10 protein-coding genes and 1 pseudogene are annotated in these 11,541 nt (G+C 71.9%); 3 read left to right on the top strand and 8 right to left on the bottom strand.

Going from position 1 to position 11,541, the window contains the following annotated elements; all coding sequences use genetic code 11:
* The 7 genes from MNZ29_RS21740 to MNZ29_RS21710 all read right to left on the bottom strand — a co-directional run.
* Positions 1 to 477 (bottom strand): FHA domain-containing protein (locus tag MNZ29_RS21740; RefSeq protein WP_242356695.1); only part of this gene is annotated, 477 nt, incomplete at its 3' end.
* A gap of 6 nt (positions 478 to 483) precedes the next feature.
* Positions 484 to 759 carry an adventurous gliding motility protein CglF gene (cglF, locus tag MNZ29_RS21735; RefSeq protein ID WP_242340878.1) on the bottom strand — a complete coding sequence of 92 codons (276 nt, stop codon included), beginning with the start codon at positions 757 to 759 and terminating at the stop codon, positions 484 to 486.
* Positions 760 to 830: 71 nt separating this feature from the next.
* Positions 831 to 2,171, bottom strand: coding sequence for an adventurous gliding motility TPR repeat lipoprotein GltE (gene gltE, locus MNZ29_RS21730; RefSeq protein WP_242340879.1), 1,341 nt, complete (start codon positions 2,169 to 2,171; stop codon positions 831 to 833).
* Entirely contained in the window at positions 2,168 to 5,689 is a 3,522-nt protein-coding gene (locus MNZ29_RS21725; protein WP_242340880.1) for a tetratricopeptide repeat protein, read from the bottom strand. The genes gltE and MNZ29_RS21725 overlap by 4 nt, the downstream gene beginning before the upstream one ends.
* Positions 5,690 to 5,711: 22 nt before the next feature.
* Positions 5,712 to 7,661, bottom strand: a complete 1,950-nt coding sequence (gltC, locus tag MNZ29_RS21720; protein ID WP_242340881.1) for an adventurous gliding motility protein GltC — start codon at positions 7,659 to 7,661, stop codon at positions 5,712 to 5,714.
* Positions 7,662 to 7,669: 8 nt separating this feature from the next.
* Complete coding sequence (locus MNZ29_RS21715; RefSeq protein ID WP_242340882.1) at positions 7,670 to 8,434, bottom strand: outer membrane beta-barrel domain-containing protein; 765 nt, start codon at positions 8,432 to 8,434, stop codon at positions 7,670 to 7,672.
* Positions 8,431 to 9,261 (bottom strand): outer membrane beta-barrel domain-containing protein, encoded by an 831-nt coding sequence (locus MNZ29_RS21710; protein WP_242356693.1) that lies wholly within the window; start codon positions 9,259 to 9,261, stop codon positions 8,431 to 8,433. The genes MNZ29_RS21715 and MNZ29_RS21710 overlap by 4 nt, the downstream gene beginning before the upstream one ends.
* Positions 9,262 to 9,473: 212 nt before the next feature.
* Between MNZ29_RS21710 and cglC the strand changes: the two genes are divergently transcribed.
* Both cglC and MNZ29_RS21700 read left to right on the top strand, forming a co-directional pair.
* Entirely contained in the window at positions 9,474 to 9,911 is a 438-nt protein-coding gene (gene cglC, locus MNZ29_RS21705) for an adventurous gliding motility lipoprotein CglC (RefSeq protein ID WP_242340884.1), read from the top strand.
* Between the two features lie 11 nt (positions 9,912 to 9,922).
* Complete coding sequence (locus tag MNZ29_RS21700) at positions 9,923 to 10,372, top strand: DUF192 domain-containing protein (RefSeq protein WP_242356691.1); 450 nt, start codon at positions 9,923 to 9,925, stop codon at positions 10,370 to 10,372.
* A gap of 46 nt (positions 10,373 to 10,418) precedes the next feature.
* Here MNZ29_RS21700 and MNZ29_RS21695 read toward each other — a convergent pair whose 3' ends face one another.
* A complete protein-coding gene (locus MNZ29_RS21695) occupies positions 10,419 to 10,784 on the bottom strand; it encodes a TIGR02266 family protein (protein ID WP_242340886.1) in 366 nt (121 codons plus the stop codon).
* A 61-nt stretch (positions 10,785 to 10,845) separates the two neighbouring features.
* Here MNZ29_RS21695 and MNZ29_RS21690 point away from each other — a divergent pair.
* Positions 10,846 to 11,541, top strand: a pseudogene (locus tag MNZ29_RS21690) (type VI secretion system protein); the annotation flags it as partial.

The raw sequence follows: 11,541 nt of genomic DNA, 5'->3' as shown, positions 1-11,541 counted from the left end.
CGCCGCGGCGGGCTCGGCCGCCGGCGGCGTGGGCGCCTCGGCCGCGTGGACGGCCTTGCCGTTCGTGGAGCCGTTCGCGTGCGTGCCGTTCGCGCGGGCCGGGGCCGCGGCGGCGACCGCGGGCGCGGCCACGGCGTGGTTCGGCGTCGCGGCGGTCTCCGACAGCGCCGCGCGGGCGTCGGGCGACTCGAGCACGATGCGCAGGCCGCCGAGCGTGATCTGGTCGCCCACGCGCAGGGCGCCGCGGCTCACCTTCTTGCCGTTGACGAACGTGCCCTCCGCGCTGCCCATGTCGATGATCGAGATGGCGCCGTCGGGCGCGACCTCGATGACCGAGTGGATGCGGGAGATCTTGTCGTCCTCGAGGCAGAGGTGCGCCGAGGCGAGACGCCCGATCTTGATGATCTCGCGGTTGAACTGCTCGCTTCGTACGAGCTCGTCGCCGCGGAAGACCGTGAGGGTGATGGGGGTGGCCATGGGTTCCTAGAGGTCGCCGGACGCCTGCATCACCTTGTCGCGCCAGTTTTCGCGGATCTTGATGAGGTTCGAGTGATCGACCTTGCGGCGCGCCTCGACGTACTCGCCGTCGGGACGCTTCAGGTCGCCCTCGATCGTGTCGTCCTCGAAGTTGATGACGGTCTTCTTCTCGTACTCGACCTTCGGCTCCTGCCCGGAACGCTGCGCCTGAGCCGGCTCGCGCGACTGCGCGAGGGTGGCGAGCGGGAGGGCAATCGCTGCGACGGCGAGAAGGTTACGCATCTTCGGGACCTCTTTCCTCTCGAAAGCTTACCACCGTGGCAGAGCGAGCAAGAAGCGCCCGCCTCCTCGCTTCAGCGTGCGGGGACCTGTGTGGATGTGGTCGCCGCGCCCGCACCCTCGGGAGCCGGAGCCTGCGCGCCGGCCGGCTTCGCCGCGCCCTGGCCCGCCTTCTTCGCCGCCTCCTCGGCGGCCTTGCGCTCGGCGTCGAGCTGCATCTGCTTCGCCGCCTCGGTCGCCCGCCGGTTCTCCTCCAGGATCTGCATGCACTCGCGCTCGAGCCGGGGAGCGGCGGAGTCGGTGGCGGCGACGGGACCGGCGGCGCGCGCGTACGCGCGGAACGCGTCGATCGCCGGCTGGCACTCGTTCTTCACCCGCATGTAGAGCACCCCGCGCGCGAGGTGCACCTCGGGCAGCGTCTCCCCAGCAAGCTTCTCCGCCTCGGCGTAGGACGCGAGCGCCTCGTCGGGCTTCCCGAGGTGGCGTCTCGCGACCCCGAGGGCCAGGTGGACGGGGGCGTTCTTCGGCTCCACCCGGAGGATGGCCGCCGCGTGCTCTGCGACCGCGGCCCAGGCCTGCTTCCGCGTGGCGGCCTCGAGCAGGGCGTACCGCGCCGGGAGGTAGTCCGCCGACAGGGTGAGGGCCTTGCGGTACTGCGCCGCGGCCCCGGCGTCGTCACCCTGGCGGGCGAGCACCTGCCCGCTCACCCAGGGGAGCTCGGGATCCTTCGGGTCGAGCTTCTGGGCGCGGAGCGAGATGAGGTTCGCGAGTTCGAGCTCGTTCCGCTGCAGCGCCACGCGCGCGAGCACCTTGTTCGCGCCGACCGAGGAGGAGTCGCGGAGCAGCGCCTCGCGCGCGAGCCGCCACGCCTCGTCGAGCTGCCCCGAGGCGCGGTAGAGCGCCGCGAGCCGGGCGCGGGCGATCGCGTCCTCCGGGAAGTCGTGGACGACGCGCGCGTAGACGGCGAGGGCCCCCGGCGCGTCGCCCTGCTTCTCGAGCAGCACGCCCAGGTTCACCGCCGCCTGCCGCAGCGAGGGCTTCGCGGCGAGCGCGCGCTCGTAGGCCGCCCGCGCGCCGGACGCGTCACCCTGCCCCTCGAGCGCCACGCCGAGGTTGTAGCGGGCCTCGGGGATCTCCTGCTCGTCGAGCACGGCGCGCCACTTGCGCTCGAGGTGCGCCCAGTCGGTGGGGACGCCCAGCTTGCGCTGATCCTCCTGGGCCTTCAGCGCCTCCGCGAAGAGCCGCTCGGAGCGCGCACCGCCGGTGTCGCCCCCGGCCGCGGGCGCGGCGGACGTCGTGGAGGTGGACGCCCGGCCTCCGCCCTGGTGCGCGTCCGTGGGCCGCGGGCGGGAGCCGGCGCAGCCGATCGCGCCGGCGAGCAGGATCGCGGGGAGGACTCGTCGGGTCGTGGTCACGGCAGCAGGTCCTCGTCTTCCTCGTCGGCCTTCTTGCGTTCCTTCCGCGACGGCAGCGGATCCTCGCTCACGACGCGCCGCTGCGAGTCGGCGGCGGACGGGGCGCGCGCCTCGCCGCGCTGCGTGGCCGGCGTCACGCGGAGGGGCGGCAGGGACGGCTCGGCGTGGCGAGCCGGCGGCGCCTTGGACGCGGGGGCGACCGGCTGGATCTGCGCGAGGATGCCGTAGCCGCTCGGCGCGTCGCGCGTCTCGGGCTGCGCCACGCGCGGAAGCACCTCGGGGGACGGCCCGTACTCGTCGGGCTTGTACTTCATGAGGATGGAGGTCGCCTGCTTCGCGCAGTCGTTCACCACGCCGTAGTCACGCGAGGCGTTCATCGCGAGCTCGAGCCCCTCGATCGCCTTCTGCTCGAGCGGCTCCGCGACCTGCGCGAGCTGCGCCTTGTACTCCTCCACCAGCGCCTTCTGCCCGCGGATCTCGCGGGGGATGGGCGCGTCGAAGAGCGTCTGCGCGAAGCGCTTGTAGCCGAGGCCGATCTTGTAGAGCGCGCAGATGGCCGGATCCGCCTGCTTGAGCTTCACCACCTGCCCGTAGGAGCCCTCGAGCTGCTTCAGCTTGCGACCCTTCACCTGCAGCTGCGCCTTGAGCTGCTTCGGCGCGACGTTCAGGGTGATCCGGTCGTACTCCACGAACTCGGGCTCGAGCTCGAGGTACATCGCCTGCGCGGCCACCGGCAGGCCGCGGTCCTTCACCCGGCCCTGGTTCCGCTTCCAGTAGTGGAGTGCCTCGGTGTAGGTGTCGCGCGCGAGCCGCGCGCTGCCCGCCTTCTCGTAGAGCTTGGCGATGCGCTGGGTGACGGCGAGCCACTCGTCCGGATCCCGCGCGTAGCGCTGGCGGTACTCCTCGAGCTGCTTCAGCTCCTTCGAGGGCTGGCCGCGGCGGCCGTACAGGTCGGCGAGGGAGAGGAAGATGCGCGGCGCGTCGGCGCCCTTCGGCCAGGTCTCGAGGTAGGCCTCGCTCGCCGCCTCCGCGCGCGCCCACTCCCTGAGGCCGGCGCGGAACACGGCCGCGTTGATGATGGCGTCGTTCGCCTTCTTCTCCTCGTAGGCGGCCACGGGCTGCGCCGGCGCCTCGGGGGCCTTGGCGCCCTTCGCGGCCTTCGCGTGGCGGGGCGCGCCCCGCGGCTCGCCCGCCGCGCGCTTCCACTCGCGGAAGTAGCGCTCGTAGAGGTCGGCGGCCTTCGAGAAGTCGGCGATCGCCTCGTACGCCTCGGCGTTGTCGTAGAGCGACTTCGGCGCGAGCTCGTGCCCCGGGTAGCGCTGCAGGAACTGCTCGCGGACCTCCATCGACTTGTCGAGCCGGTGGGCGCGGCCGTAGTCGACCGAGGCGTTGTAGAGCGCCGTCGGCGCGAGGCGCGACTGCGGCCAGTCGCGCGAGAACGCGATGTACTCCTCGGCCGCGGACTCGTAGTCGCGCGCCTTCTCCCGCTCCTCGATGATCTTGAAGGCGCTCTGCTCGATGACCCGCGCGAGGTCGTCCTTCAGCGCCGGGTGCGCCTTGAGGAGCGCGGCGTTGGCGTAGAACCGCTTCGCCCAGCCGTTCACGTTCCGCCAGTCGCCGAGCAGGTTGTAGGCGTCGAGCACGAGGTTCGTGGAGTAGCCGGCGAGCTCGTGCTCGGGGTGGTCGAGCGCGATGCGCGTGAAGAGGTCGGTCGCCTCGGCGAACGCGTTGTGCCGGTAGTGGATGTTGGCGGCCTTGTAGGCGACCTCGACCCACTTCTCGGCCTTCGGCTGGTACTTGAGGTAGCGCTCGCAGGCCGTGAGGAGCTTCTGGCGCGGCGGGGCGAGGGGGAGGCGCTTCTTCGGATCGGTGGGGACGCGCTTCTCGGTCTCGTCGAGCTTCTTCGCGACGAGGTCCCACGCGAACACCGCGTTCTCGAGCGCGTCCTTGAAGAACTTGCCGGGCTTCGCGGGCGGCTTCGCCTCCACCGCCTTCACGTCCTGCAGGGCCACCCGCTCGTACTCGGCGCCCGCCCCCTCGAAGTCGGCGAGCGCGTAGCGGAGCTCCGCGTGGAAGAAGCGCATCTCGTACGCGGTGGGCTCGTCCGGGAAGACGTCGAGGTAGTCGCGGTACACCGACGCGGCGAAGCCGGCGACCGGCTCGTCGCGCGTCTTCTTCCACTCGTTGTGGTACTGCACCGCGAGGATGCGCAGGGTCTGCTCGGCGTCGCGGCGCGCGTCGGCGAGCACCTTCTTGCCCTTCTCGTCCTTCGCGGCGGGCGACGCCTCGATGTCCCGCAGCATCTTCACGAACACGTGCGCCTGCTGGACCGCGGCCTCCTTGCGGCCCATGCGTCCGGCGGAGGTCACGACGCGCGACTGGTAGAACGGCGCCTCCGGCGAGAGCGGCTTCTCGCGGATGAGCCGCGCGTAGACCAGGATGGCGTCCCGATCCTTGCCGTCGCCGTAGTACAGGTCGGCGAGGGACCGGAGCATGTCCCACCAGCCCTTCTCGCCGCCGACGCGCCGGAACTCCTCGGCCGCGGCCTCGGGCGAGCCGACGTGGCTGTAGGTGCGGACGTAGTCCTTCCGCGCCTCCTTCACGAGCGCGAGCTTCTTGTCGGCGGGGACGGTGCTCGTCGGCAGCTCCCCGAAGTAGATGACCGCGCGGAAGAGCTCGAGCGACTGGTCGTACTCGCCGAGGTTGTAGTGCACCCAGCCCTGCTTGTAGAGCGCGTAGGCGTAGACCGAGCTCTCCTGGTACTCGGACGCCTTCTTGTAGGCCTCGAGCGCCCGCTTCAGGTTGCCGTTCCGGTCGGCCTTGTTCGCCTTCTCGAAGTAGTACTCGCCGAACGCCATCCAGGCGTCCGGGACGTAGCGCGAGTTCGGGTAGCGCTCGATGAGCGCGCGGTAGGCCTTGAGCGCGTCGGGGTCGAAGCGGTCGTGCTGCGAGAGGTTCTCGGCGAGGAAGTAGAGCACCTCGTCGAGGCGCGGGTACTTCGGGTACTTCGCGATGATCGCCTTGTAGAGCGCGACCGCCTGGGCCTGGAGCTTGCGGGACTGGCCCTCGAGGTCGGTCTTCTCCGCCTGGAGCCGCGCGGCCTCGGCCGGGTTGCCCTTGCCGAGCGCGATGAGCTGGTCGTCGCGCCGGTTCGCCTGGAAGAAGAAGTACTGCGACTCCTCCCACAGGAGCTCGGCGAGCCGGAAGTACCACTGCGGCGTCTCGACCTGCGAGCCGCCGCCGAGGTCGATGAGCTTGCGGAGGGAGGTGATCTCCTCGCGCCGCTTGTCCGAGACCTGGACCTCGATCACCTTGCGGAAGGACTCGAATGCGAGCGCCGGGCCGCCGGCCTCCTTGGCCCCCGGGCGCGCCGCCTCGAGCGTGCCGCCGAGCGCCGCGTCCGGCGTGACCGAGCGCTTCTGGCCGAGGTCCGCCTCATGGGGCGGGGCCTTGGGATCTGCACCTGCCGTGGAAACGCCGAGCGCCAGGGCGACGCCGGCGACGAGAGCACGATGCATCCTCGAGGCTCCTCTCCGGGGACTACCGGGCCGCTGCGCGAGACCGCGGCAGGCGGTCCTTGCAGCCCTTCGTGAGCGTGTACGAGTACGTGCCGAGCTCGTCGCGCCAGAACTCGCCCTCGTAGGGCCAGTAGAGGTGCTCGTCCGAGACGGCGGTCGAATACTTGAGGTCGCGCAACACCTCCACCTGGCTCCCCCGCGCGAGCGCGCCCTCGAGGGCCTCCCGCTCCTTGCGCGACACCTCGATCTGGATCCGCAGTGCCTGGGCGAGCAAGGTCCGGAGTGAGTCGCGCTCGTACTCGAGCTTGCCCCGGGCGCGCGCACCGGCCTCCTGGACGAGCGCCGCCTTGTCGGCGCGCAGCTTCTCGAGGAGATCCTTCGCGAGCGCCGACTCGCGGAGCTCCGGGCGCCGGCCGCCGATGCCGTGGTCCATCTCGTCGTCGATCTCCCCGATCGACTCCGCGAGGCGGCGGATGTTCTGGTCGGTGTAGGCGACCTTCAGGATCCGGCGCATGATCGCGCCGCCCTGACCGTGCGGGGACCGCTCGATCACCTCGAAGTACGCCTCCGGCGTCTGCGGCCGGCCGGTGATGCTCGCGAGCTCCTGGTACACGGGCTCGTACAGGCGCGAGAACGACTCCAGCACCCGGCGGGCCTCCGGGTAGCGGCAGTTCTCGTAGTAGACGATCGCCTCGAGCACGTAGGACTCGGGGAAGTACTCGTCCTGGAAGTACGGGGACTGGAGCGTCAGCAGGTTGCCGAGGGTCTTCTCGTAGTCGCCGATGCGGTAGTGGGCGTAGGACGCCTCCCACAGCCCCTCGAGCCAGCGCTGCCCGCCCCAGGGCATCTTGCCGTAGTACCAGATGGCGTAGCGGTTCTGCCGGTTCTGGTAGTGGATGCGCGCGAGCTGCAGGAAGGCGAGCTCGCGAAGCTCGGGGTCCGGGTGGCGGCCGCGCTTCGGGTTCGTGAGGCGGATGACCTCCTTGAACGCCTCCACCGAGGCCGGATCGTCGCCCTGCGCGAACAGCACGAGCCCGTCGACGAAGCGCGCCTTCGCGTATACGTCGCCCGAGTCCTCCCCGGCGGACGGCGCGTCGGCCGGAACCGGCGGCCTGGCGCCGGCCTCGCGGCGGACGAGCGACGCGAGCCGCCGCGCCTCGGCCCACGCCGCCTTCGCGTCGGCCGCGCGCCCGGCGTCGGCGAGCGCCCGGCCGCGCTCGAACTCGTACTTCGCGAGCAGGAAGTGGAAGCGGTCCTCGTAGACGGGCGGGAAGCCCCACTGCGCGTGCTTGGCGACGCGGTTCAGCACCGGCTGCTCGTTCTTGAGCTTGCGCCCGACGTGGAACACCCACTCCAGGGCGGAGTGGTAGAAGCGCGAGCCCTTGGGGCCCTTCTCGAGGATCTCGTCGAACGCGGCCAGGGCCGAGTGGTTGAGCCCCATGCGCACGAGCGCCTTCGCGCGCTGGTAGCGCGCCTCGTCGTGCACCTCGGCGAAGCTCGGCTCGCGGAGGATCTGGTCGAACGCCAGGGCGGCGGTCTCCGTCGCCTTCTCGTCGAGGAGCTTCTTGGCGGCGGCGAGGCGCTCCTTCGCGACGGCGGTCGCCTTCGGATCCGCCGGCGCGAGCTTCAGGCCGGGGAGCTCCTGCGGCGGCGCCTCGGGGGCGCGCGCCGCGGGCGGAGCCTGCTCGGGCGGCTCGCCCGGGAGCGCCTCGACCGGCTTCTCCGGCTCGGGCGCGGGCGCAGGGAGCGGCGCCGCCTCGCGCTTCTGCGTCGCGGGCGGCGCCTTCTGGGTCTTCTGGGCGGGCTTCTTCTTCGCCTGCGCCTTCTTCCTGGCGGGCTTCGCCTCCTCCTTCTTCGGCGCGGAGAGGTCGATCCCGAGCTGCGCGTGGGCGGCGGGAGCGCCGAGGAGCGCGAGGAGGAGGGCGGCCAGGCGGCCCCTCGACGACAGGCGATGGCGGGTGGAGCCAGTCATGGTCGGGCTCACGGGAGCGGGCGGTTGCTGAACGGGAAGAAGAAGGAGAGGCCGAGCTCGGTGAAGATCTGGTTCTGCCAGTCCTTGCCCGCTCCGTTGTTGGGCACCTCCACGCCGTAGACGTAGTCCTTCACCTCGAGGCGGAGGGCCAGCCACTCCTTGAGGAACAGGCGCGCCCCGAGCCCCACGTGGCCGCCGACCGTGCTGACGAGCGCCGGGTCCTTCCCGCTCGCCGCCAGCGCGCTGGCGTCCGACGGCCCGAGCACCTCGTCGTGCGAGATGAGGTCCGCGCCCGCGAGGATGGACAGGTCGAAGTGCGCGACCTTCTCCGCGAACACGTTGAGCTTGCCGTACACGGGCGCCCAGGCGAGCTCGGCGCCGACGATCCGGCGCAGCTTGCCGGGGACCTGCAGCAGCATGGCGTCGTTCGCGTCGACGCAGCCGCTGTTCTTGGGGCAGACGACCGCGGAGCCCGTCGGCCGGGTGGCCCCGAGGGCGCCCTGCACGGAGAGGGACCAGGCCTCGGTGAAGTGGTACCCGAGCTTCAGGCCGCCGAAGTACTTCGAGTAGAAGGCGTCGTTCAGCGACAGGTTGCCGGTGGCGGTGAGCTCGACCCGGCCGGCCTTGCGGTAGAGCTGGCCGGAGACGGGAGGGATCTTCCCCGCGAAGGCGTCGGCCTTCGTCTGGGCGAGGGCGGCCCGGGGCGCGGCCACGGCGAGCGTGGCGAGCGCGGCGAGCGCGAGGACGCTGCTTCTGGCGCGGCGCGCGGTCATGGGTAGACGTACTCGAAGCGCGGGGGGAAGAAGAACGACAGGCCGACGTTGGCCACGAACACGCTCTGGACGGTCCCCGGCACCGAGAGGATGGGCTGGTCCGGGTAGAGCGTCGCCATGAGCCCGAGCTCGAAGGCGAGCCATTCCTTCGGATAGAAGCGGACGCCGCCGCCCAGGTCCGTCGCGAGGTGCGGGCCCTCGTTGCGAGGCTCGAGGCTCGTCGCGCTCCAGACGAGGCCGAAGCCCGCCGCGAGGAACACGTCGAAGTGGAGGATGTCCGAGCCGAGGACCGAGGCCTTGCCGTACACCGGCGACCAGATGCCGTCGAGCATCGCCTGCCCGTAGAGCTGGGACGTGAGCAGCTGGCTCTGGAAGGCGATCTTGCCCTCGCGGACGTTGTCGGTGCGCAGCCGCTCGTAGTACGTGCCGCGCACCGCGACCGCGAAGCTGTCCTGCAGGTTGTAGGCGAGCCGCAGGCCTCCGCCGAACTTCTGGTAGAAGGCGTCGTTCACGGTCGCCGAGAACATCGGCGTGAGCTCGAGCCGGCCGCGCTTCAGGAAGCCCTTCCGCTGGACCGCCTTCACGCGATCGCCGAGCGCCACGTCCTCGTCCGTGAAGGGCAGGAGGGGCCGCTTGTCCTTCTTCTCCTTCTCGGGCGCCGCCGCGGGACGCTCGCCCGCCCGGGCACCGCCCGGCTGGGAGAGGTCCATCGGCGGCTGCTCCTCGGCGTCGGAGGGTGGCCGCTGCTCCGGCGCCTCCTGAGGAGGCGGCTGGGTGAGATCGATGCCGGGCACCTCCTGCGCGAACGACAAGGCAGGAGAGAGCACGACCGCTAGCCAGGTTGCGAGGAGCGTTCTCATATGAGGTGGCATGGGCAGCGCCCGGTGGGCATCCTAGCCAAAGGGCGGTGGAGGGGCAACGAACCGGCCCGGCAGAAAACCGCGTGCGTACGCGGCTGTACGTGACTGTCGGCTATCGACCGCTCTCCTGGACGCTTGCTTGTCGGAGGGCGGAGCGCGTGCTAACGATTCCGCGACCCATGCGCTCCCCCGCCTCCAAGCTCGCCGTCGCGCTCGCCTCCATCATCGCGCTCGCCGCGTGCCAGAACCCGGACGTCGGCGAGCCCTGCACGCTGCAGTGGGGAAGCGATAGCTCGCTCCCTCCGCCGACCCCCACCAGCGCCATCGGGGACTACTTCCAGTCCGGCAACACCGCCTGCGACGACCTCGTCTGCATCGTGTCCCCCGCGAGCTCGGACTCGCGCTGGGCCAGGAAGTGCGACGCGGCGAACGGCGAGAACTGCGGCTACTGTTCCAAGCCGTGCGTGTCGAACCAGGACTGCTACACGAGCGAGACCGGGCTCGTCTGCGACATCCTGCTGCCCGACGAGAACTTCCTGAGGACGCTCGATCCCGCGGTGCGCGAGCGCTACCTCGGGGACATCGCGTTCTCGTCGTTCTGTGTCGTGCCGCGGTGACGCCGCGCCTCGTGCGCGCCCTCCCGGCGCTCCTCGTCCTCAGCTGCGTGAACGCCAAGGGAACCGATGCGCCCGCGGCCGCCGCCCGGGTGGTGGTGGAGACCGCCGCCGGGGCGCGCCACCCGGTGCGCGTGGAGCTCGCCCGCACCGAGGCGGAGCACACGCGGGGGCTCATGTGGCGGGAGCGGCTCGATCCGGACGCCGGCATGCTCTTCCTCTTCGAGGAGAGCGAGCCGCGCGGCTTCTGGATGAAGAACACGCTCATCCCGCTCGACATGCTCTTCATCGGCGACGACGGGCGGATCGTCGGGATCGTCGAGCGCGCCGCGCCGCTGACCACCACGCTCCGCGAGGTGGGCGCGCCGAGCCGCTACGTGCTCGAGGTGAACGGCGGCTGGTGCGCCGCGCGCGGCGTCCGCGCAGGCGACCGGGTGCGGTTCGAGAACGTGCCGAGGTTCTGAGGTACGGGCCGTCGCCCGGCGGACGGGGCGACCCCCGAGACCACGCTCACGGCTTGTGCAGGAGCCTCCGCGCGAGCTGCGGGCCGAGGCTCTCCGACATGAGGCCCTCGACGGTCGCCTCGAACTCGGCGCGGTCGCGCGAATCCCCCCAGACGAACCGGATCCCCATCCCCGGGGCGTCGCCGCCCGTCGCGGCGTGGACGACCTCACCCGAGAGCTCGAACGTCGCCGGGCGCCCCGGGATGGTGAGACGGAAGAGGAACCGGGTGCCCACCGGGAGCGCCTTGCGCGTCTTGATGAACGTGCCGCCCTTCGAGATGTTCTTCGTGTAGTCGGCGAAGAAGCTGTTCAGCTTCTTGTAGTCGACCTTGAGCTCGATCGGCGCGCGTGCGTGCTCACGGTTCTCCGTCATCCCGCGCCATGTTATCCCGGAGCCGGTGCGGCCGACAGCGCGCGCCGGCAAAGGCCTTCCCGTGGAGCCACGGTTCCTCCACATCGCCGCCGCGCTCGCGCGCCGCCGCACGGTCCGCGCGGGCGGCGTGGCTCTCCTCGCCGCGGGGTTCGCGGGCGGCTCGCTGCCCCTCCTCGACGCGCCGGGGTACGAGCTCGGAGAGGCGGGCGCCCTCCTCGCGGCGGCCCTCGCGCCCTTCCTCGCGCTCGCCGCCGTGCGAGCCGAGACGGACCGCCCCGCTCCCTCCCCCGCGGCGGCGTTCGGCGGCGCCGTCCTCGTGCTGTCCGCGCTCCTCGCCCTCCTCTTCGCCGGGAGCGTGGCGCGGGCGGCGCTCGGGCCCTGCAGCGCGCTCACCCGGGCGGCCGCCTTCTTCCCGCTCCTCGCCCTCCCCTCCGCGCTCCTCGCGGCCGCGGTCGCGACGCTCGCCGCCGTCGCCGCGCGAGGGCGAGCGCTCCTCGCGGGCGTCCTCTACGCGGCGGCGCTGGCCGCGAGCCTCGCCTTTACGCTCGCGACGGCCTACCGCGGCCCGGCCGCGTTCCTCTTCGATCCGCTCCTCGGCGCCTGGCCCGGGCCGCTCTACGACGAGGCGCTCCCCATCGACGCGCGCCTCCTGCTCTTCCGCGGCGAGGCCGCCGCCTGGGGAGCGGCGCTCGTCGCGCTCGCCGAGGCCGCCCTGCGCGCGCGCCGCGCCGGGCTCCGCGGGGCCGCCGCGCCGCTC

It is taken from the genome of Anaeromyxobacter sp. SG64, from assembly GCF_022690745.1.
Lineage (GTDB): Bacteria > Myxococcota > Myxococcia > Myxococcales > Anaeromyxobacteraceae > Anaeromyxobacter > Anaeromyxobacter soli.
Note: the sequence above shows the minus strand (reverse complement) of the source record. Positions and strands in the feature narration are given on the sequence as shown.

Excerpts from the sequence above, each read along its gene's own strand:
- cglF (WP_242340878.1), bottom strand. The coding sequence starts at position 759 with ATGCGTAACCTTCTCGCCGTCGCAGCGATTGCCCTCCCGCTCGCCACC.
- MNZ29_RS21725 (WP_242340880.1), bottom strand. The coding sequence starts at position 5,689 with ATGCATCGTGCTCTCGTCGCCGGCGTCGCCCTGGCGCTCGGCGTTTCC.
- gltC (WP_242340881.1), bottom strand. The coding sequence starts at position 7,661 with ATGACTGGCTCCACCCGCCATCGCCTGTCGTCGAGGGGCCGCCTGGCC.
- MNZ29_RS21715 (WP_242340882.1), bottom strand. The coding sequence starts at position 8,434 with ATGACCGCGCGCCGCGCCAGAAGCAGCGTCCTCGCGCTCGCCGCGCTC.
- cglC (WP_242340884.1), top strand. The coding sequence starts at position 9,474 with ATGCGCTCCCCCGCCTCCAAGCTCGCCGTCGCGCTCGCCTCCATCATC.
- MNZ29_RS21695 (WP_242340886.1), bottom strand. The coding sequence starts at position 10,784 with ATGACGGAGAACCGTGAGCACGCACGCGCGCCGATCGAGCTCAAGGTC.